At 56.0% G+C, this 23,656-nt stretch carries 30 protein-coding genes; 25 read left to right on the top strand and 5 right to left on the bottom strand.

Features of this window, described 5'->3' with window-relative positions:
- Positions 1-2: 2 nt before the first annotated feature.
- From B5D52_RS07575 to B5D52_RS07510, 14 genes are all read left to right on the top strand, one after another.
- On the top strand, positions 3-929 hold the full coding sequence (locus tag B5D52_RS07575; RefSeq protein ID WP_016148143.1) for a uridine kinase family protein: 927 nt from the start codon (positions 3-5) through the stop codon (positions 927-929).
- Positions 930-1,003: 74 nt separating this feature from the next.
- A complete protein-coding gene (locus B5D52_RS07570) occupies positions 1,004-1,396 on the top strand; it encodes a hypothetical protein (protein ID WP_016148142.1) in 393 nt (130 codons plus the stop codon).
- A gap of 41 nt (positions 1,397-1,437) precedes the next feature.
- Positions 1,438-3,072, top strand: a complete 1,635-nt coding sequence (locus tag B5D52_RS07565) for a putative polysaccharide biosynthesis protein (protein ID WP_016148141.1) — start codon at positions 1,438-1,440, stop codon at positions 3,070-3,072.
- A 39-nt stretch (positions 3,073-3,111) separates the two neighbouring features.
- Positions 3,112-3,909: a nucleoside triphosphate pyrophosphohydrolase gene (gene mazG / locus B5D52_RS07560; protein WP_016148140.1), complete on the top strand. Its 798-nt coding sequence runs from the start codon at positions 3,112-3,114 to the stop codon at positions 3,907-3,909.
- A complete protein-coding gene (locus tag B5D52_RS07555; protein ID WP_016148139.1) occupies positions 3,906-4,187 on the top strand; it encodes an HU family DNA-binding protein in 282 nt (93 codons plus the stop codon). Before mazG ends, B5D52_RS07555 begins: the two co-directional genes overlap by 4 nt.
- Positions 4,178-4,420 carry an RNA-binding S4 domain-containing protein gene (locus B5D52_RS07550; RefSeq protein WP_016148138.1) on the top strand — a complete coding sequence of 81 codons (243 nt, stop codon included), beginning with the start codon at positions 4,178-4,180 and terminating at the stop codon, positions 4,418-4,420. Before B5D52_RS07555 ends, B5D52_RS07550 begins: the two co-directional genes overlap by 10 nt.
- A gap of 254 nt (positions 4,421-4,674) precedes the next feature.
- Entirely contained in the window at positions 4,675-4,950 is a 276-nt protein-coding gene (gene yabP, locus B5D52_RS07545; protein ID WP_016148137.1) for a sporulation protein YabP, read from the top strand.
- A complete protein-coding gene (gene yabQ, locus B5D52_RS07540; protein WP_016148136.1) occupies positions 4,947-5,393 on the top strand; it encodes a spore cortex biosynthesis protein YabQ in 447 nt (148 codons plus the stop codon). The genes yabP and yabQ overlap by 4 nt, the downstream gene beginning before the upstream one ends.
- 51 nt (positions 5,394-5,444) lie before the next feature.
- A complete protein-coding gene (locus tag B5D52_RS07535; RefSeq protein WP_016148135.1) occupies positions 5,445-5,765 on the top strand; it encodes a septum formation initiator family protein in 321 nt (106 codons plus the stop codon).
- A gap of 67 nt (positions 5,766-5,832) precedes the next feature.
- Entirely contained in the window at positions 5,833-6,300 is a 468-nt protein-coding gene (locus tag B5D52_RS07530; RefSeq protein ID WP_016148134.1) for a S1 RNA-binding domain-containing protein, read from the top strand.
- A gap of 230 nt (positions 6,301-6,530) precedes the next feature.
- Positions 6,531-7,712 carry an amidohydrolase gene (locus B5D52_RS07525; RefSeq protein ID WP_016148133.1) on the top strand — a complete coding sequence of 394 codons (1,182 nt, stop codon included), beginning with the start codon at positions 6,531-6,533 and terminating at the stop codon, positions 7,710-7,712.
- Between the two features lie 26 nt (positions 7,713-7,738).
- The gene (locus tag B5D52_RS07520) at positions 7,739-8,581 is read left to right on the top strand and encodes a fumarate hydratase (protein WP_016148132.1); all 843 of its coding nucleotides are present in this window, start codon (positions 7,739-7,741) and stop codon (positions 8,579-8,581) included.
- A 158-nt stretch (positions 8,582-8,739) separates the two neighbouring features.
- Positions 8,740-9,261, top strand: a complete 522-nt coding sequence (gene hpf / locus B5D52_RS07515; protein ID WP_016148131.1) for a ribosome hibernation-promoting factor, HPF/YfiA family — start codon at positions 8,740-8,742, stop codon at positions 9,259-9,261.
- A 155-nt stretch (positions 9,262-9,416) separates the two neighbouring features.
- Positions 9,417-10,214 (top strand): VanW family protein, encoded by a 798-nt coding sequence (locus tag B5D52_RS07510; RefSeq protein ID WP_016148130.1) that lies wholly within the window; start codon positions 9,417-9,419, stop codon positions 10,212-10,214.
- Positions 10,215-10,252: 38 nt separating this feature from the next.
- Here B5D52_RS07510 and B5D52_RS16230 read toward each other — a convergent pair whose 3' ends face one another.
- On the bottom strand, positions 10,253-10,411 hold the full coding sequence (locus tag B5D52_RS16230) for a hypothetical protein (RefSeq protein WP_016148129.1): 159 nt from the start codon (positions 10,409-10,411) through the stop codon (positions 10,253-10,255).
- A gap of 163 nt (positions 10,412-10,574) precedes the next feature.
- Here B5D52_RS16230 and rsmA point away from each other — a divergent pair, with 163 nt between their 5' ends.
- Entirely contained in the window at positions 10,575-11,453 is an 879-nt protein-coding gene (gene rsmA / locus B5D52_RS07505; protein ID WP_016148128.1) for a 16S rRNA (adenine(1518)-N(6)/adenine(1519)-N(6))-dimethyltransferase RsmA, read from the top strand.
- Here the strand turns inward: rsmA and B5D52_RS07500 are convergent.
- The 3 genes from B5D52_RS07500 to B5D52_RS07490 are packed head-to-tail and all read right to left on the bottom strand — an operon-like array spanning position 11,450 to position 12,383.
- Complete coding sequence (locus B5D52_RS07500) at positions 11,450-11,704, bottom strand: hypothetical protein (protein WP_016148127.1); 255 nt, start codon at positions 11,702-11,704, stop codon at positions 11,450-11,452. The two genes, rsmA and B5D52_RS07500, sit on opposite strands and share 4 nt — an antisense overlap.
- On the bottom strand, positions 11,697-12,098 hold the full coding sequence (locus B5D52_RS07495; protein ID WP_016148126.1) for a hypothetical protein: 402 nt from the start codon (positions 12,096-12,098) through the stop codon (positions 11,697-11,699). The genes B5D52_RS07500 and B5D52_RS07495 overlap by 8 nt, the downstream gene beginning before the upstream one ends.
- Positions 12,099-12,116: 18 nt before the next feature.
- Positions 12,117-12,383, bottom strand: a complete 267-nt coding sequence (locus tag B5D52_RS07490) for a hypothetical protein (protein ID WP_016148125.1) — start codon at positions 12,381-12,383, stop codon at positions 12,117-12,119.
- 151 nt (positions 12,384-12,534) lie between these two features.
- On the opposite strand from B5D52_RS07490, the gene B5D52_RS07485 reads away from it, so the two are divergent.
- From B5D52_RS07485 to B5D52_RS07440, 10 genes are all read left to right on the top strand, one after another.
- A complete protein-coding gene (locus B5D52_RS07485; RefSeq protein ID WP_016148124.1) occupies positions 12,535-13,065 on the top strand; it encodes a metallophosphoesterase family protein in 531 nt (176 codons plus the stop codon).
- 3 nt (positions 13,066-13,068) lie between these two features.
- Positions 13,069-13,893, top strand: coding sequence for a type III pantothenate kinase (locus B5D52_RS07480; protein WP_016148123.1), 825 nt, complete (start codon positions 13,069-13,071; stop codon positions 13,891-13,893).
- A gap of 286 nt (positions 13,894-14,179) precedes the next feature.
- On the top strand, positions 14,180-15,451 hold the full coding sequence (locus B5D52_RS07475; protein ID WP_016148122.1) for an ArsB/NhaD family transporter: 1,272 nt from the start codon (positions 14,180-14,182) through the stop codon (positions 15,449-15,451).
- 35 nt (positions 15,452-15,486) lie between these two features.
- A complete protein-coding gene (locus B5D52_RS07470; protein ID WP_016148121.1) occupies positions 15,487-15,951 on the top strand; it encodes a hypothetical protein in 465 nt (154 codons plus the stop codon).
- Between the two features lie 395 nt (positions 15,952-16,346).
- The gene (glyA, locus tag B5D52_RS07465; RefSeq protein ID WP_016148120.1) at positions 16,347-17,597 is read left to right on the top strand and encodes a serine hydroxymethyltransferase; all 1,251 of its coding nucleotides are present in this window, start codon (positions 16,347-16,349) and stop codon (positions 17,595-17,597) included.
- 294 nt (positions 17,598-17,891) lie between these two features.
- Entirely contained in the window at positions 17,892-19,220 is a 1,329-nt protein-coding gene (locus B5D52_RS07460; protein ID WP_016148119.1) for a glucose-6-phosphate isomerase, read from the top strand.
- A 72-nt stretch (positions 19,221-19,292) separates the two neighbouring features.
- Positions 19,293-20,123 carry a hypothetical protein gene (locus B5D52_RS07455; RefSeq protein WP_016148118.1) on the top strand — a complete coding sequence of 277 codons (831 nt, stop codon included), beginning with the start codon at positions 19,293-19,295 and terminating at the stop codon, positions 20,121-20,123.
- 36 nt (positions 20,124-20,159) lie between these two features.
- Positions 20,160-20,978, top strand: a complete 819-nt coding sequence (locus B5D52_RS07450; RefSeq protein WP_078689156.1) for a type III pantothenate kinase — start codon at positions 20,160-20,162, stop codon at positions 20,976-20,978.
- Positions 20,979-21,029: 51 nt separating this feature from the next.
- Positions 21,030-21,662 carry an ECF transporter S component gene (locus B5D52_RS07445; protein WP_016148116.1) on the top strand — a complete coding sequence of 211 codons (633 nt, stop codon included), beginning with the start codon at positions 21,030-21,032 and terminating at the stop codon, positions 21,660-21,662.
- 76 nt (positions 21,663-21,738) lie between these two features.
- On the top strand, positions 21,739-22,707 hold the full coding sequence (locus B5D52_RS07440) for a P1 family peptidase (protein ID WP_016148115.1): 969 nt from the start codon (positions 21,739-21,741) through the stop codon (positions 22,705-22,707).
- 42 nt (positions 22,708-22,749) lie between these two features.
- Here the strand turns inward: B5D52_RS07440 and B5D52_RS07435 are convergent, their stop codons facing one another.
- Positions 22,750-23,637, bottom strand: coding sequence for an RluA family pseudouridine synthase (locus B5D52_RS07435; protein ID WP_016148114.1), 888 nt, complete (start codon positions 23,635-23,637; stop codon positions 22,750-22,752).
- Between the last annotated feature and the right edge of the window lie 19 nt (positions 23,638-23,656).

Below are 23,656 nucleotides of genomic sequence, written 5' to 3'. Positions count from 1 at the left end.
ACATGCTGAAAACCTACGACCTCGCGACGCTGAATGCCCGCGCAAAGAACGACCCCAAGGGATTCATCGAGGAGAGCGAAGCCGCGTACTTAAAGCAGATCGACGACACCGCCGAGCTGCTCGGGGAACGGCTGGCCGATCGTCCCATTCTGCTGCTCAACGGCCCGTCGTCGGCTGGCAAGACTACGACCGCTGACCGTCTGTGCCGTGCGATTGAGCGCCGGGGCATTCGCAGCCAGCGCATTTCCATGGACGATTACTACCTCAGTCGCGACAGCTATTCCATGCCCTACGACGAGGAAAACGACGTGGTTGACCTGGAATCGCCGCTCTGCATGGATTTGCAGCTTTTGAGCGATCATCTGCACCGACTGGCCAAGGGTGAGGAGATCCTCGTCCCGGCATTTGATTTTGTGACCGGACGGCAGACGCTGAACGTGACCCCCATGCGCCTTTCCAAGGACGAAATCGTCATCATTGAGGGCATTCACTCGCTCAATGATGTTATTACAGGCGGCCTGGAAGAGCAGTCGAGCTGTGTGTACCTGTCGATCGAAGCACAGGTGCAGGACGGACAGGGCGGACGGTTTACGCCCGAGGTGCTGCGCTTTGCACGCCGTGCGCTGCGCGACGCGCATTTCCGCAGTGCATCGGTGGTCGAGACCATCAGACAGTGGCTGTCCATCCGTCGCGGCGAGCGGCTGTATATCGCGCCTTACCGCCATCATGCCGAGTTCACCATCGACACCTATCTGCCCTATGAGAGCAATATCCTGTATCCTGCATTGCGGGAGACCTTGACCGAACATCTCGATGCACTGGAAAAGGCCGACCTGCGCGAAGCATACCGCGCAGCGACGCTGTTTGAACCGATCGATTACCTGCCGTACATTCCGGAGGCATCGGTGCTGCACGAGTTTATCGGATAAATCAAACGGGTATCCCAATGGGATGCCATGGCCTGAGACGGGCCGAAAGGGCCCTGCGAAAGGAGAAGTCAAAAATGGATCATAACGTTTCGATGCTGCTTGAAAAAATCAAGGTTGTCGCCGAACAGACACGCACGGGTGCAGTTAAGGCTGCCGATCGTGCAGGCAAGAAAGCGGGAGAGATGGCACAGGCAACCCGCCTGAATTTGCAGATCTTTGACCGTACGACCGAGTGTGAAGTGCTGTACAAGGAGATCGGCAAGGTCATCTATGACATCCATCAGGGTGCAGAGACCGACGAGGACGTGATCGAGCGCAAGCTTGCACAGCTCGATGTGCTTCAGGGTGAGATCAGCGAGCTGCGTGACGAGCTCGGTGCGCTCAAGACCGTGTGCACCTGTGCGCGCTGCGGCCGTCAGTGCAGCCGGGACGATGCTTACTGCGCGGGCTGCGGCAGTCCGCTGTAAGCCCGGAAACCAGAAAATCGTAACAGAAAGGGCGTGCAACATTGCCGCAGCAAAACAATAAAAAGCAAACATTTTTACAGGGTGCCATCATCCTGATCGTGGCCAATATGCTGGTCAAGGTGATCGGTGCGCTGTTTAAGATCCCCTTACAGCATCTGCTGTTGGACGAGGGCATGGGCGTTTTCAACGTCGCCTATCAGTTCTACACCGCGATGTTCGTTATCTCGACAGCCGGCGTACCGGTCGCGCTGTCCAAGATGATTTCCGAGTCCTATACCCTCGGACGCAATCGCGAGATTCGTTCGGTCGTTCGTATCGCCGGACTGGTCTTTATCACGCTGGGTGCGTTGTGCTCGGCGTTCCTGTTCTTCGGTGCGTCGTGGCTGGGTGACCTCATCAAAAACCCGGCTGCCGTTCTGTCCATGAAGGCGGTCGCACCGTCGGTATTCTTTGTCGCCTGCATCTCGGTCGTGCGCGGCTACTATCAGGGTAAGTCCAACATGCTGCCCACCGCAATGAGCCAGCTGGTCGAGGCCCTGGGCAAGCTGTTCCTGGGTCTGGGTTTTGCCGCCGTCGGTATGTTCCGCAATCTGCCGGTCGAGGTGTGCACGGCGCTGGCCATTCTGGGTATCACCATCGGTGAAGCCGTGGCTGCAGTCGGTATTTGGGTCTATTACATGCGTGACCCGGCGCGTCATGCGCGTTCGACCAGCCGGGAATGTCGCTCGACCGGTCAGCTCGTGCATGGCCTGCTGTGGCTGGTCATCCCGATCACGCTGACCAACTCGGTTACCAGCCTGACCACACTGGTCGATACCACCATGGTCGTATCCCGTCTGCAATCGATCGGATACAGCCTGTCCGAGTCCAATGAGCTGTTTGGTATGTACAATACCAAGGCATTTACCATGTACAACCTGCCGCAGACGCTGATTGCGGCGCTTGCGATCTCCATCGTTCCGGCAATCGCCAGCGCGATGGCAAAGCATGATAAGGAACTGACCTCAAAGAATCTGGGCTCTGCGATGCGTATTTCTATGCTGATCGCGCTGCCTGCCGCTACGGGCTACTTTGTCCTGTCTGAACCGATCATCCGGATGCTGTTCAAGGGTGAACCGGAGGTTGGTGCGGCTTGTCTGCGTGTCCTGTGTTTCGCCATTCCCTTTGTCGCACTGGTCAGCCTGACCAACGCAGTCTTGCAGGCCGCAGGCCGTGTCCGCGTGCCGGTTATCTCCATGCTGCTCGGTGGCGTCATCAAGGTTGTAGTCAATTATACGCTGGTCGGCATGCCGCAGATCAACATTTACGGTGCACCGTTCGGCACGGTCGTATGCTATGCCTTTATCACCATCGTAAACCTGGTCATTTTGCGCAAGTATGTCCGTCTGCCCGGTATCGGTAAGCTGTTCGTGCGTCCCATGGCGGCATGTCTGGGCATGGGTGCAGGCGCATACATTACTTATCGCGCAGTATACAGTCTGGTCAGTGGAATTATGGCGGGAGGAAAAGAAGAGGTTGTACAGATGATGAGCAATATGATTGGTGTTGTTCTGGCCATCTGTGTAGCGGCTGCGATTTACGTCGTGCTGCTGTTGGCGCTGCATGCGCTCGAGCGGGATGACATCATGATGATGCCCAAGGGCGACAAGCTGGTCAAACTGCTGCGCCTGAAGTAAAAATCACCGGTCTTTGCCCGGAAAAGAAGGAAAACAATCATGGTAGATTTTACATTCAAAGAAAAATATACGTATGAAGATCTGCTGGAGATCATGCGCATTCTGCGCTGCCCGGAGGGCTGTGTCTGGGATCGTGAGCAGGATCACAAGTCCATCCGCCGCAGCTTCATCGAGGAGACCTACGAGGCAGTCGAAGCCATCGACAACGATGACCCGGTACTGCTTCAGGAGGAATTGGGCGACGTGCTGCTGCAAGTCGTGTTCCATGCGCAGATCGAGGCCGAGGCTGGACGGTTCACCATGGACGATGTGGCCGACGGCATTTGCAAGAAGATGATCTATCGTCATCCGCATGTGTTTGGCTCGGTTGAGGTCAAGAACTCGGACGAAGTTCTGACCAACTGGGATGCCCTCAAGCAGAAGGAGAAACACCAGAAATCCACTACCGAGACGCTGGAGAGCGTCGCACGCAGCCTGCCCGGTCTGATTCGCGCCGAGAAGGTGCAGCACAAGGCGGCAAAGGTCGGCTTTGATTGGGACGAGATTTCGGGTGCACTGGACAAGGTGCGCGAGGAGACCGCAGAGGTCGCACGTGCCATCGATGGAGACGGCGACCCGTCCGAGGAGCTGGGTGACCTGCTGTTCGCGGTGGTCAACGTCGCACGCTTCCTCAAGACCGATCCCGAGGATGCCATTAACCGCACGACCGATAAGTTTATCCGTCGGTTTGCGCAGGTTGAACAGGCCGCCAAGGATGCAGGCCGCAGCCTGTCCGAGATGAGCCTTGCCGAAATGGACGCGCTCTGGGACGCTGCCAAGCAGAAGGAGCACGAATGAACAAAGCAGAATTTATCGCGCAGGTCGCGCAGCGCAGCGGAATGACCAAGAAAGACGCGGAGAAGGCAGCCGACGCAGTGTTTGAAACCATCGCTTCGGTGCTCGAAACCGGGGACAAGCTGAACCTGCCCGGCTTCGGTGCCTTTGAGACACGCATCCGTCCGCCGCGCACCTGCCGCAATATCCACACCGGCGCACCGATCGAGGTCGCAGAGGCCAGAGTGCCGGTGTTTAAACCTGCAAAGACACTCAAGGAGAGAGTAGACCAATGCGTTTAGACAAATTTTTAAAGGTTTCTCGCCTGATTAAGCGCCGCACCGTGGCAAATGATGCCTGTGACGGTGAGCGCATCGTGGTCAATGGCCGTCAGGCCAAGGCCTCGTATCAGGTCAAGGTCGGGGACGTCATCGAGATCGCCTTCGGTCAGCGTACCATGAAGGTTGAGGTGCTCGACGTTGCCGAACACGTCCGTAAGGACGACGCGGCAACCCTGTACCGCGAGATTCTTTAATCTACCACCGCACTCGTTCCCGCCCGCAGGCGATAATCGGGGTCCAGGGGACGAGTTCCCTGGCGCAGTCCAGCCGCGTAGGCTGGCCGGACTCCGCAGAGTCCGGAATTTCTTATGGATTCCCGGTGTTCGCCCCGGGAATCCACCAAAACTTACACCCCCAAAGCCATACCGCTTACCGGTATGGCTTTTTGTTTTGTGACATACCCCAAGCCCCTCCCGCATAGAGTGAAAACAAAAGGAGGAATGCCGGAATGCCGAACGAAGAACGCAATTTATCCCACGGCTTGACCCTGACCGGACGGCAGGCCCTGTCAGTGACCGGAGTGACCGACGTGTCAGCCTTTGACGAGGCCGAAATCGCGATGGAAACCAGTCAGGGCACGCTAACCGTGCGCGGTGAGCGCCTGCATGTGGAAAAGCTGTCGCTCGACCGCGGAGAACTGACCCTGACCGGAGAGATCCAGTCACTTGACTATGACGATACACCCGCAGCCCGCGGCGGACTGCTGAGCCGCCTGTTCGGATGATCGCGCTCTATCAGCCGCTCAGCAGCCTCACTTTGTGTTTCTTTCAGGCGGTACTGCTGGGCGCAGTTCTGGGACTGGTGTACGACCTGCTGCACACGGCGGAAACCTGCCCGACCTGGCAAACCGCCTTGCGCGACGCGCTGTTCTGGCTGATTACGCTGGGTGCATATTTCGTATTTACCGTCACACTGAGCGGGGGACAGGTGCGCGGCTTTGTCCTGATTGGTATGTTAGCTGGCGCCGTCGGCGCACATGTTCTGCTCGGAGGCATCGTGCGTGCAGTCACCCGCATGGTATGCACTCTCCTGCGTTATATTACCCGCGGCATCGTCCGTCTCATACGGATTTTCATCCGTCCTGTCTGCTCACTCGGACGATTGGTACAAAAAAACTTAGAAAAAATCGCAAAAAAGACTTCCATTTCTGACAAAAAGAAGCTATAATTACAACGTATATCGTTGTTTGTGTGTATCGAGTCCGAGGAGGGGAGTACCGTGCAGCAAAAAAAGAGCAGACGGAAACCGCCTTCGGAAGAGCAGGCAAAAAAGCGCAACCGCGTCATTTGGCGCATCGCACTGGTCTGTCTGGCATTCTATGGCGTCATCTCCATCGTACAGATGCAGGGCCGCATCCGGGCAAAACAGGATGAGGTCGCACAGATGGAAACGCGCATTGCGCAGCAGCAGGAAGAAAACGATGCTTTGCGCAAACAGGTGGAAGAAGGTCTGACCGATGAGCAGATCGCGGCGATGGCTCGCGAACAGGGCTATATCATGCCTTCGGAACGCGTGTTTGCCGATTCTTCCAGCAAATAATGGTGTAATCCAAACGCAGGATATTGCGTAATTTTTAACACGGAGGACAAGACAAGAGGGTATGGGTTTGGTCGTAGGAGCAGTTCTGGAAGGAAAAGTCACCGGCATTACCGGCTTCGGTGCATTTGTTTCCCTGCCGGAAGGAAAGTCCGGAATGGTACACATTTCGGAAGTGGCGAATTCCTTTGTCAGCGACATTAAGGAATTCATCAAGGAAGGCGATACCGTTCGCGTCAAGGTGATTGGTATTGACGATGCGGGTCGTATTAACCTGTCCATCAAGCGTGCGCAGGAAAATCCGGCGCAGCGTGAGCAGCAGGCTGCACCGCGCTCCGGCGGTTTTGAGCGTCGTGCGCCCCGTCCGCGTCAGGGTCAGTTCCAGGGTGGACGCCCCCAGCAGGGCAAGCAGCCGCGTGACCCGGCAAGCCTGACTTTTGAGGATAAGCTCAAGATGTTCATGGCTGACAGCGAGAGCCGCATGGCGGATATTCGTCATAATACCGACCGCAAGAGCGGTTCGCGCCGACGTAAATGACCGCGAACCCCCTGTTTTTTGTGTGCCAGGGCTGCCGTGCCCTGGCATTTTTTAATTGATCCCCAAAATGGCAAAAAAATTGCGCCCTCCGACAGAGGACGCACATGTTTAGGATTGTGGGGATAAAGATATGAACGGTGCACGGTGATCTTTCCGATCACCGATATTATGATAACACCGTCAAAAAGTCTTGTCAACAATGAAAAAAGTCGATTTATGAAAGGTTTTGCATGAAAAAAGTTTTAATTTATAACGCACACCTGATGCCCATGACGGACGCTGCAATCGCCTGCGGTTTTCTTGCCGCAGAGGATGGCAAGATCGCGTCTCTCGGCGAGATGTCCGACTGCCCGGCGCAGGACGGCTTTGATGTCTGCGTGGACGCGGCAGGCGGCTATCTCATGCCTGGTCTGATCGATGCCCACACCCACCTCGGTCTGTACGAGGACGGTCTGGGCTTTGAGGGCGCGGACGGCAACGAGGACACCGACCCGGCAACCCCGCAGATGCGTGTCATCGACGGCATCAACCCGATGGAGCGCTCGTTTGAGGAGGCCAGAGCGGCTGGTGTGACCTGCTGTGCGGTCAGCCCGGGATCGGCCAATCCCATGGGCGGTCAGATTGCGGTCATCAAGACCAGCGGCCACTGGGTCGATCGCATGATCGTCCAGCAGCCCGCGGCTATTAAGTGCGCATTGGGTGAGAACCCCAAGGCGGTCTATCACGATAAGGACGAAACCCCGGTCACGCGCATGGCGACTGCTGCCATCTTGCGCGAGACGCTCAAAAAAGCGCAGGAATATGACGAGCGCTGCCGCCGTGCGCAGGAAGACCCCGACGAGGACGCACCCGACTACGAGATCAAGTACGATGCACTGCTGCCGCTGCTGCACGGTGAGATTCCGGCACACATCCATGCGCACCGCGCCGACGACATTTTCACCGGTCTGCGCATCTGCAAAGAGTTCGGCATCCGTCCGGTCATCGTGCACGGCACCGAGGGTCATAAGATTGCCGAAGATCTGGCCGAGCTGGGTGTACCCGTACTGAGCGGCCCGTTCCTGACCGACCGTTCCAAGCCCGAACTGCGTGACCTGACCGAGCGTTCGCCCGGTCTGCTGTCGGCAGCCGGGGTCAAGGTCGCCATCACGACCGACCACCCCGAAACCCCGGTCAAGTACCTGCGCCGCTGCGCGGCAGTGGCAGCCGAGCAGGGCATGGATGAGAACGAAGCGCTGCGCGCCATCACCTGCTATCCGGCTGAGATTCTCGGTCTGTCCGATCGCATTGGTGCGCTTAAAGTAGGACTGGACGCCGATCTGGCGCTCTTTTCCGATCACCCGTTTGCATTCCGCTCGCACACGGTGCTGACCGTATGCGGCGGCAACATTGTTTTTGAGGCTGAGCGGTAACTATTTTCACAGGGAGGAATATCGAAATGAGAGAAGTGCATGTTTCTGAGGTGACGGCGCTGGTACGCCGCCTGTGCATGGAGGCCAATTACCATCTGCCGGAGGATATCCAGCAGTCGTTCGTCCGCGGCAAGGAGACCGAGCAGTCGCCGCTCGGCAAGACCATCTTTGACGAGATGATCCGAAACTGCCGTCTGGCCTGCGATCAGGAAGTCCCGATCTGTCAGGACACCGGAACCGCGGTGATCTTCGCCTCGGTCGGTCAGGACGTGCACCTCGTGGGCGGTGCGTTTGAGGACGCAGTCAACGAAGGCGTGCGTCAGGGCTATACCGACGGCTACCTGCGCAAGTCCATCGTGTCCGACCCGCTGCGCCGCGTCAACACCAACGATAACACCCCGGCTGTGCTGCATACCCGTCTGGTACCGGGCGAGGAAATCGAGATCATTGTTGCACCCAAGGGCGGCGGAAGCGAGAACATGAGCGCACTCAAGATGTTCACGCCGGCTGCAACCCGTGACCAGATCGTCGCTTACATCGCGGATACCGTCATCGCAGCCGGTTCCAATCCCTGCCCACCGGTCATCATTGGCGTTGGCCTGGGCGGTACGGCAGACAAGGCCAGCGAGCTGGCAAAAAAGGCACTGCTGCGCCCGGTCGACGTGCACAGCGCGGACGAATTTTACGCAGAGATGGAGCGCGACATTCTGGAGCGCGTCAACAAGTCGGGCGTCGGCCCGCAGGGACTGGGCGGAACGGTCACCGCGCTGGCCTGCGCCATCGAGCCCTATCCGACCCACATCGCAAGCCTGCCGTGCGCCATTTCCATCGGCTGCCACATCACCCGACACGCGGCAGGACGTATCTGAAACAACGGTGTCCTTCTGATGACGGAAATATGAATTTTATATAAACTTCCTAAAAACTCTTGTAATTCGATAGGGGGCGCAGTATAATATGTACAAGCAATTCCCCTTAAGATTGCACAAGAATTTGGGGCATCACAGCCCTGATAGGAGATGATGTTATGAAGTTCACCATCGTCGAAAGGAAAACGAAAATTTCCGATGATCTGCGCAATTATGCGATGAAGAAGGTCGAGAAGCTCGATCGCTATTTCAGCACGGATTCTTCTTCGGTATTGACTTTTTCCGAGCTGAAGGGTCGCCAGACCGTTGAGCTGACCGTAAAACAGGGCGCTCTGGTCGTCCGTGCTGAGGAGACCACGACCGACATGTTTGCGTCGGTGGACGGCGCGATCAATCGCATCGAGCGTCAGATCCGCAAAAATAAAACGCGTCTGGAAAAGAGACTGCGTCAGGGCGCTTTTGAAAAGGCTGCGGCACATGCAGCTGAGATGGAAGAGCCGTTTGAGGTCGTTCGCCGCAAGCACTTTGATGTCGAGGCAATGAGTGTGGAAGAGGCGATCCTGCAGATGAACCTGCTCGATCACCAGTTCTTCTTCTTTAAGAATGCAGACGAGGGCGGCGGCTATGCGGTGCTGTATAAGCGCGCAAACGGCGGTTATGGCCTGATTGAAGGCGATTAAAGGCGTTGTTTGTCATCCCCTTGTTACTTGTAAGGTGATTTAAAGCGTGCTATAATAACGGGCGAACGGAAGTATTTTCCGTTCGCCCGATCTTTTTCTGGATTCACCGATTTTATATCGTATTATCGAATTAGAAATAAAAGGAGAGAAGTATTATGCTGGAAACCGCAGCTTTACTGCTGGCACTGAGCGTCGGCACCAATGCGGCACCTGCACCTCCGGTCGATTCTCAGACCGCGATTGTAGAGCAGGCGCAGCAGTTTACCCAGGAGTTTGCCCCCTATGTACCGCCGGTTGTGGAGCCCGATCCCGAACCGCCCAAGGAAGAAAAGCCGACCGAGCCGCAGAAACCCACCGAGACCAAGCCGTGGGTCAATCCGTACGGCCAGACGCTGGGCACCTGCACCACCAAGTTTGCCCGCAGCAATACCAACCGAAACACCAACATCCAGCTGGCGACCAAGGCCTGCAACGGTTACGTCATCCAGCCGGGTGCGACCTTCTCGTTCAACACGGTCGTCGGACAGCGCACCAAGGAGCGCGGTTACAAGGAGGCCGGTGTTTACGTCAACGGCCAGACCGATACTGGTGTTGGCGGCGGTATCTGCCAGGTATCGTCGACCCTGTTTAACGCAGCACTCGAGTCCAACATGACCATTGTTTCCCGTCGTGCACACAGCCTGCCGGTCAGCTATCTGCCGCGCGGACGCGATGCGACGGTCTCTTGGGGCGGTCCTGAGTTCAAGTTCAAGAACCCCTATGACTATCCGGTCATGATCGGCACATACTACGATAAGAGCGGTAAGCTGACCATGTCCATTTTGGGCCCGGCAGACGCTAAGATCGCAAAGCCGACCATCAAGGTCACCGAGAAAAACGGTGTCTACACCCTGACCCGTACGGTAAACGGCAAGGTCAATTATACCACGACCAGTACCTACGGTTCCCACTGAGTACATGAGAAAACGCGGCCTCACGGCCGCGTTTTTCGTCAGTTCTTACTTTCCATCAGGTACTCGACACATCTGCGCATGTCCTGTTCGGTGTGAAAGACGACACCGGACTGCATGATGTTTTCCTGCACGTTTTTGGGCAGGCTGCGGAAGTACCGTCCCAGGTCACTGCCCAGTGCTCCGTATCCAATTCGCATAGAACCATCACCTCTGTCATCCAGTATTTCCGCCTTATGCCCAAAGCATACGCGCCGGTGCGCTGAAATTTGTGACAGAAGTCAGTACAAGCAACCGGAACCTTTGTGATATAATAGAACAACAGAAAAATAGATGAGATCAGAACAAAGATAGGAGATATGCATGGGACTTTGTGATATACAGGAGATCAAAACGATTTTAGCCCGTCATGGCTTTCGCTTTTCCAAATCGCTCGGACAGAACTTCCTGACCGAGCAATGGGTACCCGAACGCATCGCGGCTGAGTGCGGTGTGGATGAAAACAGCTGCGCGGTAGAAGTCGGTCCGGGTATGGGCTGCCTGACTGTCGAGTTGTCTAAGCGTGCTGAGAAGGTCGCGGCGATTGAGATTGACCGCGCGCTGTTTCCGGTACTCGGGGAGACGCTCGCGGACTGCGATAATGTCGAGGTGGTACAGGGCGACGTGCTCAAGACCGACCTCAAGGCACTGTGCGAGGAGAAGTTCCCGGGAAAGACCGTCTATGCCTGCGCAAACCTGCCGTATTATATCACCAGTCCGGCCATCTCGGCACTGCTCGACAGCGGTGCGTTTGCCGGAATCACAGTCATGGTGCAGAAGGAAGTGGCCGAGCGCATCTGCGCACCGGCAGGAACCGGGGATTCCTCGGCGTTTTCCATCTACATTCAGTACCACGCGCGCGCAGAGTACCTTTTTGACGTGCCGCGTGACTGCTTTGTCCCGCAGCCCAAGGTCGACTCGGCAGTCATTCGCCTGACGCCGCTTGCACAGCCTGCCGTACAGGTGGAAAACGAGAAACTGTTTTTTGATTTGGTGCGTGCGGCCTTTGGTCAGCGCCGCAAGACGCTGGTCAACGCCATGGGTACGGTATTTGGCGGTAAGTTTGACAAGGAACAGCTGACCGAGATGGTGACCTATTGTGGACTGGACGCACGTGTACGTGGTGAGCGCCTGTCGCTCGAGGACTACGCCCGTCTGACCAGCGCAGCTTGTGCACTCATGCGTGCCAAGGGTATGTGCTAAATCCCGAGCAGAAGCAGGACACCGATGATAATGAGCAGATCGGTGTCCACCGCTTTGCCGTCAGACAACAGAAACCAGATGACCGCGATGGCGACCAGGGTGTCGGCGTCCAGTTTGGCACCGCCCAGCCGATCGGTCAGCAGCTGCATGAGCCCGCCGCCGGAAGACAGACCGGAGGCGGGTGTTGTTTGTTCCCGCATGGGTTCCGAGAATTCATCGGGTGCGGCCTGCTGTAAATATTCATTATACATGGCGCGTGTCCTCATCGGGCGAGCCTAAGACGGCGGTTGCCATGTAGGCCAGCGAGACCAGCCGCATGCCGCGGTCGATCTGCGAGCGGATGGGCGCGCCGACGAAGGGTTTGACCGCGTTGAGCAGCGCACGCTTCTGCGGTGTGACCGCGGCCTGACCGCGCTGGGCGATGCGTCCGAGGACGGGCATGGCACGGCGCATGAGATCGGCGGACGGGTCATAGGCATCGTTTGCCGAGGCCGACGGGGAAGCGGAGGGCATCCCGGACGGTTCGGACATTGACGGCATGGCGGGCGGATCGGAACCGCCCAGCAGAGCGCTCGCGGTCGATAAAGCCTGTTCGAGCGCGTGCGGATCGTTCAGCAGAGCGGATAGCATGTCACTTTCGGCCATTGCGAAACCTCCTTTTGGTTACTGCCCGAGCATGGAACGCAGGCGATTGGCGAGCGCGGCGCCCTCGGGTGAGCGCAGGACTTCCTGTATGGCCTGCCGTGCAGCGGCCTGATCGCCGCGTCCTGCCGCCTGTGCTGCTTGGGTGATGTGTCCGGCGGTCTGCGGGCTGACGCTCTGCGCGAGCGATTTGCCCTGTTCGGTCTGCAAAAACTGGGTCAAAGCGACCAAACGCGGGTCGTTTGCTTGTAAATTGAGCTGATTTAAGATCTGTTCCAGATTGTTCATGTCATGTGCCTCCCTGCGCAAATTCTTTGCTTCAGTCTATGCGCCTGTGAGGCAAAATGTGCACGGGGTACTTTACAGAGACAAAAAATTCGTGTATAGTGTAGCGTAGATTCCAAGGGGATTTTTTCCGACAGACAGGAGGCGGTGCGCAGTGAAAATAGTGGTGATTTCCGATTCTCACGGACGAATGCTGGACGTGTACGACGCGGTTGAGCGTGAGTGCCCGGACGCGGTCATCCATTTGGGAGATTGTTACGAGGATGCCTGTGAACTGCGGCACAGCTATCCCGATTTGCCGGTCTATGCCGTACTGGGCAATAATGACTGGGGCGCAGATGTACCGCTGCAGTCGGTTGTTACCTTGGAAGGTGTGCGAATTTATCTGACCCATGGCCATCGCGATGGCGCCTGCTTCTCGTCTCCGGGCAATGTACCGGCGCACGCTGCCGAGCAGGATTGTCAGCTGGCCCTGTTTGGTCATACCCATATCGTTTACCATGCGAAGCACGGAACGGTTGAGGTGCTCAATCCTGGCTCGATCAGCCTGCCGCGCCGCGGGGTCGCCTCGTACGCGGTGCTGACGCTGAACGAGGGCCGTGTGGAGTGCATTACGCTGCACGATACCCAGGGTGGTCTTTGGGATCCGGAAAAAAAGAAGCAAAAAAAGTGGGGATGGTTCTAAAACATGCTGTTAGCCATTGACGTAGGCAATACCAATATGGTGTTCGGCCTATTTGAGGGAGAGGAACTGCGCGGTTCCTTCCGTATTTCGACCAATGCCTCGTCTACTTCGGACGAGATCGGTATGATGATTCTGCAATATTATCACTTTAAGGGTTATAAGCCCGAGGACACCACCGCGGTCATCATCGCGTCGGTTGTGCCGCCGGTGATGTACTCGCTGACCAATGCGATTCGCAAGTATTTTTCGCTCAAGCCCATGATTGTCGGCACCGATGTGCCCACGGGCATCGTAAACCATTACGCAAACCCGCGTGAAGTCGGTGTGGATCGACTGGTCAATGCGGTGTCTGCCATCGAGAAGTACGGCACGCCGCTGATCATCGTGGACATCGGCACGGCGATTACCTTTGACTGCATCGATAAGGACGGCGCATATCTGGGCGGTGCCATCTTCCCGGGTATCAAGATCGCGATGGAAGCGCTGTTTATGAAGGCATCCAAGCTGCCGCGCGTCGATATCGCACGCACCGAGAAGGCCATCGGCCGCACGACCGTGCAGTCCATGCAGTCGGGTGCGGTACGCGGCTATGTGGGTGCGCTGACCGGTATCATTCTGGACATGCAGAAGGAACTCGAGGGAGACGCGCGCGTAGTTGCAACCGGCGGTATGGGTCGTATGATGGCTGAGCACTGCGGCCTGATTGACGACGTTGACCCCAATCTGACCATGGACGGTTTGCGCCGCATCTATGAGAACAACCGCGAGGCGTTCAAAAACCGTCGAATTGCGGAGAACGGTACGGTAGAAGCGACCGAAGAGGGCTGACCGCTTTTCGAGACTGGATACTTTTTCATACACAAAGCCCGGCGCATGCTGGGCTTTTGGTTCCTGTATACAAGTTTCAGAAAATTATTTTGAGCAGATTGACCAAAGCGTAAGCGATGGAACATCCAGTGTAAAATAGATGAATCTCCAACTATATTGTGATATTGATAGAAATTTATTGTCAAATACGGGTTACTTTTGTGATCTCTTACTTTGACTTTTTGCAGTCCAAGTGCTAATATGTACGAGGCCTAAAAAAAGTCTTTGACAGATAGGAGAAATGAAAATGAGCCCCAATGAAATTATTTCCATTGTGATCTTCCTTTTGGTCATGGTCGCGATTGTTTCGGAGAAGGTTCATCGCGCGGCGGCATCGCTTGCAGGCGCAGTCATCCTGCTGGTCACCCACGTATTGACGGTTGACAGTGCGATTGAGCACGTGGACGTCAACACCATTGGTGTGCTGGTCGGCATGATGCTCTTTGTAGCCGTCGTCAAGAACTCAGGATTGTTTGAATACATTGCGATCAAGTCTGCCAAGCTGACCCACGGTAAGCCGTGGGCGATCATGGCAGTATTCGCCATCATTACGGCTGCGCTGTCGGCCTTCCTGGATAACGTTACCACCGTTCTTCTGGTCGGCCCGATGACGCTGGCAATCACCTCGATTTTGAAGGTCAATCCGGTGCCCTTCCTGCTGACCCAGATCTTAGCCAGCAACATGGGCGGTACGGCGACCCTCATCGGTGACCCTCCGAACATTATGATTGGTTCGGAAGCAGGTCTGGGCTTTGCCGACTTTATTCTGAACACGGCTCCGGTCATTGTCATCATCATGGCAGCTTCGTTGCTGTGCTTCTACCTGATGTTTGGCCGCAAGCTCAAGGTGTCGAATGACGCCATGCAGGCGGTCATGGAGCTGGATGAAAACCGTGCCATTAAGGACAAATCGCTGCTCATCAAGAGCGTTGTCATGATCGGTCTGGTTGTCATCGGCTTTATGTTTCACTCCTCGCTGGGTATGGAATCGTGCACCATTGCACTGCTGGCCGCAGTGATCATGATGATCGTTGGCAAGCAGGACGTTGAAGATGTCATCATGGGTGTCGAGTGGTCGACCATCCTGTTCTTCATCGGTTTGTTTGTTGTCGTCGGCGGTATGGAAGAGAACGGCGTTATCGATCAGCTGGCAACGCTGCTGATTGGTATGACGGGCGGCAATATGGTGCTGACCATGCTCATTATCCTGTGGGTTTCCGCGATTGTATCGTCCTTCCTGGACAACATTCCGTTCGTTGCAACCCTTATTCCTATGATTTTAGCAATCCAGGCCGAGAGCGGCATGGATGTGACTCCGCTTTGGTGGGCTCTGTCGCTTGGCGCATGCCTCGGCGGCAACGGTACGCTCATCGGCGCCTCCGCAAACGTCGTTCTGTCTGGTATTTCCAACAAGAATGGATACCCCATTACCTTCATGAGCTATCTGAAGGTTGGCTTCCCGATGATGATTCTGTCGGTTGCCATTTCCATGGTGTATCTGCTGCTCCGTTTTGCATAAGTATGGCTGCGGCCATCTGAGAAGGAGGAAAATGTATGAATCAGAACACGGTGACTGGTGATATTATTGCGCTGAAGCTGCGTCAGCTCCAGACCAAGGATATCCGAATGATTCGCAGCAACATGTACTTTGTGGACTTTGAACTGGATGACGGTACCAAGGTGTCGTACGTGTTCAATATCACCAAGGGTGACAAGTTCTTCTTGCAGCGTATGCGTCCCTATGCGATCGTACACGGCAAGTTTGGCACTGCGGACGAAATTGTAGACTTCATCCGCAAGGACATCGCGATGTTCCGCAATGCGGTTAAGAGTTCGAACTTCCCGGCATTCGTTAAGACGTTCCAGGCGGGCAGCGAGGTATCTCGTCAGATCGAGCGCCTGTTCCTGACGCACAATACCGATCCGCAGAAGCTGGAAGAGATTTACGATGTCCTGCAGGTCATCATCGCCCGCATTTCAGACCTCAACGAGTCCTCTGAGCGCATCGAGATTAAGTAAAAAACCATCGAGAAAAGCACAGCCGCCTGGCTGTGCTTTTTTTTGATTGACGGCAAAGTAAGCGGGAATGTATGAAATCGAGCGAAAAACATGGTCGAATATACGCGGAGGAAGTCGTCTAATGTCCATGTGGGATGCACAATATATGGTGTAGTGTTTCGCGGACACACCGATGCCTTGTGTATGCACAGAAGAAACGAGAAAATGGAATCGGGGAAATTCCCAAAAATAATGCAGCTGTATGGTTTGGAAACGTATAAAGTGACAAAAATAACCGAATAACACGAATCATAGTTGCATTTTCTAGGAAATATGCAATAATCATTATATGAGTTGAATTCGGTCGGCATGTCGCCGATTTCTACTATTCTTAGCTGTTTTGAGGAGGAAGTTGTATGGTGATGCAGGACGCAATGAACTTGGTCGGCAAATTCGATCCTGAAGTAGGTGCGATGATTCGAAAAGAGTACGACCGTCAGGTGCGTAATATTGAGCTCATCGCTTCGGAGAATATTGTCAGCGAAGCAGTTCTGGCTGCAATGGGTTCGGTTCTGACCAATAAGTACGCCGAGGGTTACCCGGGCAAGCGCTACTACGGTGGCTGTGAGTGCGTCGATGAGGTAGAAAACCTGGCAATCGCGCGTGTATGCAAGCTGTTTGGGGCACAGTTTGCCAATGTACAGCCGCACTCGGGCGCACAGGCAAATATGGCAGTTTATCAGGCACTGTGCAAGCCGGGCGATGTCGTTCTGGGCATGAGCCTGGACAATGGTGGTCACCTGACCCACGGTTCTCCGGTCAATCAGTCCGGTATTCTCTACAACATCATTCCTTACGGCGTTGATGATGACGGCCGCATCGATTACGAGGGCGTTCGCAAGCTGGCTGAGGAGCACAAGCCCCGCATGATCATCGCAGGCGCTTCTGCATATCCGCGTGCCATCGATTTCGAGAAGTTCGCAGAGATCGCACACAGCGTCGGCGCTTACCTCTTTGTCGACATGGCGCATATCGCTGGTCTGGTTGCTGCTGGTCTGCACCAGAATCCGGTACCGTACGCCGATGTCGTCACCACCACGACGCACAAGACCCTGCGCGGTCCGCGCGGCGGCGTTATCCTCACCAACAACGAGGAGATCGCAAAGAAGATCAACAAGGCAATCTTCCCGGGCACCCAGGGCGGCCCGCTCATGCACATCATCGCAGCAAAGGCTGTTTGCTTTGGTGAGGCACTCAAGCCCGAGTTCAAGGCATACCAGACCCGCGTCGTAAACAATGCGCGTGCACTGGCTGAGGCACTGCAGAAGCAGGGCTTTGATCTGGTATCGGGCGGCACCGACAACCACCTTGCACTGATCGATCTGCGCAAGGCAGGCGTGACCGGTAAGGAGCTCCAGCGCCGTCTGGATGAAGTCTATATCACCGCCAACAAGAATGCCATTCCCAACGATCCCGAAGGTCCGTTTGTTACCTCCGGTATGCGTGTTGGTACCCCGGCTGTCACCACCCGCGGCTTTGGCGAGCCCGAAATGGTACGCATTGCACAGTTTATCTGGCAGGCAGCAACCGATTTTGACGCAAAGGCTGACGAGATCCGCCGCAGCGTTTGTGAGATGGTTGCACAGTTCCCGATCTACGGTGCATAAGTTTTGCTGAAATACAAAGAGTCCCTGTCCAAAGTGCGGATAGGGACTCTTTTTGTGTCAAAATGTAACCATATGGTTTGAAACCGGAGGAGAGAAACACCATGGTACAGCGAAGGATGCCCTGGGATATGGTGGAAAATGTGTCGTTTTTGGAACAATCGTGTAAAAAATGGGGAAGTATTGGTGTTTTACACAAAAGGTATTGCGCAGGTTCGGATATGGTAGTAAACTATGACTAAAGGCAGTCCCAGGACTGCCATGGTATGAGAAAGTATAAATATTGAGGTGTTTGAAATGTCTATGGAATTGAAACTGACTGGTATTGACGCATTTGTTCGTCCGTGGGAAGTCGAGTGCCTGGCACCGCTGATGGATACCTGCACGGAAATGCTCGAGAGCAAGACCGCAGCCGGTAATGATTTCCTCGGATGGGTCGATCTGCCCAACGATTACGACAAGGAAGAGTTTGCCCGCATCCAGAAGGCTGCCAAGAAGATTCAGCAGTCGAGCGAGGTTCTGGTCGTTATCGGTATCGGCGGTTCCTACCTCGGCGCACGCGCTGCCATTGAGTTCATCAACGGCCAGCAGTACAACGGCGTTCGTCCGGAAGGCATCCCGGAAATCTACTTCGTGGGCAACAACATTTCGTCGAGCTATCTGTCCAATATCATTAAGATCATCGGCGACCGTGACTTCTCGGTCAATGTAATTTCCAAGTCTGGTAAGACCACCGAGCCTGCAATCGCATTCCGCATCTTCAAGAAGCTGGTAGAAGATAAGTACGGCAAGGAAGGCGCAAAGGATCGCATCTATGCAACCACCGATAAGGCAAAGGGTGCGCTCAAGGGTCTGGCAGACGCTGAGGGCTATGAGTCCTTCGTGGTACCGGATGATGTCGGCGGCCGTTTCTCTGTCCTGACCGCTGTTGGCCTGCTGCCGATGGCTGTTGCTGGTCTGGATCTGGAAGCTGTTATGAAGGGTGCACAGGACGCACTGGCTGACTTCAAGAAGAAGGACAACATCTGTGCAAAGTACGCAGCTCTGCGCAACATCCTGTACCGCAAGGGCAAGCAGACCGAGATTCTGGTTAACTACGAACCCTCTCTGGTTATGCTGGGCGAGTGGTTCAAGCAGCTGTTTGCAGAGTCTGAGGGCAAGGACCACAAGGGTATTTTCCCGGTATCGGCAAACTTCTCCACCGACCTGCACTCGATCGGTCAGTTCATTCAGGACGGTACCCGCAATCTGTTCGAGACCGTTGTATGGGTACGCGAGCAGAAGGAAGATCTGTTCATCGAGGCTGATCCGGACGATCTGGACGGTCTGAACTACCTGGCTGGCAAGAGCATGCAGTTTGTTAACTCCAAGGCATACGCTGGCACGCTGCTGGCACACTGCGACGGCGGCACCCCCAACATCGTGCTCGAGATCGATCGCAACGATGAGTACCACCTCGGCTACCTGATCTACTTCTTCGAGAAGGCATGCGGTCTGTCCGGTTACCTGCTGGGCATCAATCCGTTCGATCAGCCGGGCGTTGAGGCATACAAGAAGAATATGTTCGCGCTGCTCGGTAAGCCCGGATTTGAGAAGGAAAAGGAAGCTCTGGAAGCTAGACTGTAAGGCACGGAAATCAGGCGGGAGCGCAAGAGGCGTTCCCGCCTTGCTGTTTTTTCGGGAAGGAGGCGTAAGAATATGAGTAACCATGAAATTCGGTGTAAGGCATGGCGGCTGTATCGTGAGAATGTGGTGGGACTGTTGATTCTCGCGCTGGGTTACACAACCCTGCAAAGTATCATCCAATTTGTCTGGGAACAGGTCTTGGGATGGAATCAAGGATTGTTTGTACTGGTGGCTTGGCTGCTGCTGTCGCCGCTGACGCTGGGCGCGGCGCTGTGCCTGACGCATTTGTGGAGAACCGAGAACAAGCCCAATTATGCGGATTTGACGGCGTTTTACCGGTCAATAGATGGCTGGGGCGGTGCGATTGTGCTCTATCTCATTCAGTGCGCCACGATTGTTCTGCCTCTCTTCATTCCGCTTGCAATGTCCATGTCGATTACCATATTGCTTTTTCATACCGGCCTGATTGTGCTGGCTCTGATTGTCTGTGTGGTTGTCATCACTTGGCTGTTTCTGCGCCTGTATATGTGTGAGGTGCTGTTTGTCAGCGAGGAGGCTATGAGCGCGACAGAGGCGATTAAAGATTCCTTCTTCCGCATGTCAGGGCAGGTCGGCAATCTGCTGTGCATGCTGTTTGTTGTGAATCTTCCCAACCTGATTATCAGCCTTGTGGTCGCTATGCTGCAGCCGGTCGGTCTGGGCATCCACTTTGCCTTGCTGGTATTCAAGATGTTTTATGCGCCATTCCCACTGATGTCCGGAATTGGCTGGATTGTCGAGCGGCTCAATGATGAGGAGCAGCCCGAGGAAGTATCCGGCCCGCCCTCGAATCCGCTGCTGCGCGATATCGCAAACGATCTGGGAAAGAGCGGTCATCAGCCCGGAATGCAGGATAAAAGCTAATCATTTTTCTTGCAAACAGCACCCTTCGGCAGTATAATGGAAAAGGCATCCTGCCAGGGAGAGAGGAAGATTATGCTCATCGCGCTGGATATTGGAAATAACCATGTCACCATCGGTGGTTTTGACGGGGACGACATCCGTTTTGTCGCCTCGATCGCAACCGACCGCAAACAGACCGGAGAGGAGTACGCCTGTACGCTCAAAAATGTGCTGGCGCTCCATCACGCGGACAGCCTGCCTGTCACAGGTGCGGCCATCTGCTCGGTTGTACCCGGCATGGCGCATACCATGGCGCGTGCATTGCGCTTTCTGACCGACGGACCGGTACTGGTCGTCGGCACCGGCGTCAAAACCGGACTCAATCTCAAGATCGCGGAACCGCGCTCACTGGGCACCGACCGCGTGGCAACCGCCGTACATGCAAGCCATACCTATCCCATGCCGTGCGTGGTGGTGGATCTGGGAACGGCGACGACGTTCACCGCACTCGACCACACCGGAGCACTGGTAGGCTCGGCCATCGCGCCGGGCGTGCAGCTGTCACTGACTGCGCTCAATGAGCACACCGCGCAGCTGCCAACCGTGGGACTGGACGACGTACCGCAGAACGTGCTCGGACGGAACACCGCCGAGGCACTGTGCATCGGTGCGGTGTACGGAACAGCGGCGATGATCGAGGGCATGACCGAGCGATACGCGGCAGCACTGGGCGGTACGCCGACCGTGGTGCTGACCGGCGGTATGGCCGAGGTGGTGCGTCCGTATCTGCGCATTCCCACCATTCATGCGCCCACGCTTGCACTCTTGGGATTGGCCGACATCTGGCGGCGAAATCACGGCAGGGAAGCCAAGTAAAAAATTTGCGCTGTACCCGAAAACGGGACGGCAGCAGGAGGTTTTATCATCATGCAAAAGAAAACGAACGTGCGTCTGCTGACGCAAATGGCGCTGCTGACCGCGCTCATGCTGGTCATGGCATTCACGCCGCTGGGTTATATCCCGCTGCCCTTTATGAATGCGACCACCATGCACATCCCGGTCATCATCGGTGCGTGTCTGCTTGGCCCCAAGATGGGCGGCGTGCTGGGCGGCCTGTTCGGTATCACAAGTGTTGTGCGTGCGACGATCTCGCCCAACCTGACTTCTTTCGTTTTTACCCCGTTTTATAGCTTCAGTCCGGAATTCCACGGCAGCTGGACCAGCCTGATCGTTGCGATCGTACCGCGTATCCTGATCGGTGTGTGCGCTGGCCTGGTGTTCATGGCACTGAAAAAGCTCATTCATAACGAGACCATTTCGCTGGCAGTATCCGGCTTTGTCGGATCGATGGTCAACACCATCGGCGTTATGGGTTTGATTTATCTGCTCTTCGGCGAGCAGTATGCCGCAGCCGGCGGCACCGATCCGAGCCTGCTGCTCGGCGTCATCATGGGCGTTGTCGGACTCAACGGTGTGCCCGAGGCAATCATTGCAGCCGTTCTGACCGCAGCGGTCAGCAAGGCAGTTCTGGCCGTTGGCAGACAGGCAAGCCGCGCATAACAACATGGAATAGAAAAAACTGGTCGGCAAACGCCGGCCAGTTGCTTTATGACAAGAAAACAAGGAGGTTTGACAGATGGAAGAGATCGGCATTCTGGAAGTAGGCGGATTTCAGATTGGACAGGCGCAGGACATGGAGGCCGCGACCGGCATCACCGTACTGCTGTGCGACACCTGCGCACCGACCGGCGTGGATATCCGCGGCGGCGGCCCGGCTTCGCGTGAGACACCGCTGCTCGATCCGCGTGCGGCATCGACCGGCATTCATGCACTGGTGCTCTCGGGCGGTTCGGCGTTCGCACTGGACGCGGCAGGCGGTGTCATGCGCTATTTGGAAGAGCGAGACATTGGTTTTGACGTGGGCGTGACCCGTGTCCCGCTGGTTTGCCAGTCGTGCGTGTTCGATCTGGCGATTGGACGCAAGGACGTGCGCCCGGACGCTGCAATGGCCTATCAGGCATGCCTGAATGCACGGCGTGACACGGTCGAGGAAGGCTGTGTGGGAGCCGGTACGGGCTGCACGGTGGGCAAGTGCGGCGGTGCGGACTTTGCGATGAAGAGTGGTCTGGGTACCTATGCGGTGCGCAATGGTGACCTGTGCGTGGGCGCGATTGTCGCGGTCAATGCGATGGGCGATATCTACGATATCGATACCGGAAAGCAGCTTGCCGGTCTGCGTGGCGAGGACGGAACCGGTCTGCGCTCGAGTGAGGAATTCATTTACGCGATGGAGGCGCAGAAGGCAGCCGGCTATGCAGCCAACACGACCATCGGCGCAATTGTGACCAATGCGGCGTTTGACAAGTCCAAGATGGGCAAGATTGCAGCCATGGCGCACAACGGTTTTGCGCGTACCATTCGCCCGGTACACACCTCGAACGATGGCGATTCGATCTATGCGCTGTCGCTCGGTACGGTGGAGGCAAACATTGATGTCGTGGGTACGCTGGCCGCTTACGTCATGGGTAAGGCGGTCGGACGCGCGGTGCGCGCGGCGCACGGCATGTGCGGTTTCCCGGCCATGCGCGACTTGGGACTCGTATAAGAGAAAAAGCTCTCTCGGAGATCATCCGAGGGAGCTTTTTGATTATGCATCGGGGAAAAAGACGCGCATATCGTCCGGCAATGGGGCGGTGAAGTGCAGCGGCTGACCGGTCACCGGCTGGCGCAGCCAGAGCGCACCGGCGTGCAGGGCATGGCGCTGGATGCGCGAAAAATCCGGGTGGTAGAGAAAGTCACCGGGCAGGGGATAGCCCAGATGGGCGAAGTGTACGCGAATCTGATGGGTGCGTCCAGTGTCCAGCCACACCCGCGCCAGCGAGAACCCGTCCCGATAGGCGAGGCGTGTAAAGTGCGTGACCGCACGGTCGCCGTCCGGTCGCACCTCGCGGCGGATGACCGAGCCGTCCGCGCGGCCGATGGGCGCGTCGATCGTGCCCTCGTCGGGCAGCATACCGGTGCATATCGCCAGATAGTCATGATGCATGACCTTTTGCGCGGCTTGGGTGGTCAAAAGACCGGCAGACAGCGCATTTTTAGCCAGAACGATCAGCCCGGAAGTGTTTTTGTCCAGTCTGCCGATGGCACGAAAGACAAAAGGTTCTTTGCGTGCGGCGTACAGCGCAGCCAGACCGTTTGCGACCGTGTTTTCCCGATTTTGCGGGGAGGGATGGACGGCCAGACCGGCCGGTTTGTTGACGACAAACAGGTCGTCGTCCTCATAGACGATGTCGAGCGCAATGTCCGCCTGTGGGATGGTGTCACTGCGGTCGGTCTCGGGCAGACACAGACGCAGTTTGCCTTCCGGCGGCAGGCGGTCGATCGTGCGCACCGGTTTTCCGTTCAGTGTCAGGCCGTTCGGCGTGTTTTTGAGGTCGACCAGAACCCGATGGGACACGCCCTGCCGGCGCAGAAATCGCTCGACCGTCGTGCCTGCGCAGCTTTGGCTGCATTCATAAAATACGATTCTTTCCATATCTATACATCTTACAAGA

It is taken from the genome of Butyricicoccus pullicaecorum DSM 23266 (genome assembly GCF_900167005.1).
GTDB lineage: Bacteria > Bacillota > Clostridia > Oscillospirales > Butyricicoccaceae > Butyricicoccus > Butyricicoccus pullicaecorum.
Note: the sequence above shows the minus strand (reverse complement) of the source record. Positions and strands in the feature narration are given on the sequence as shown.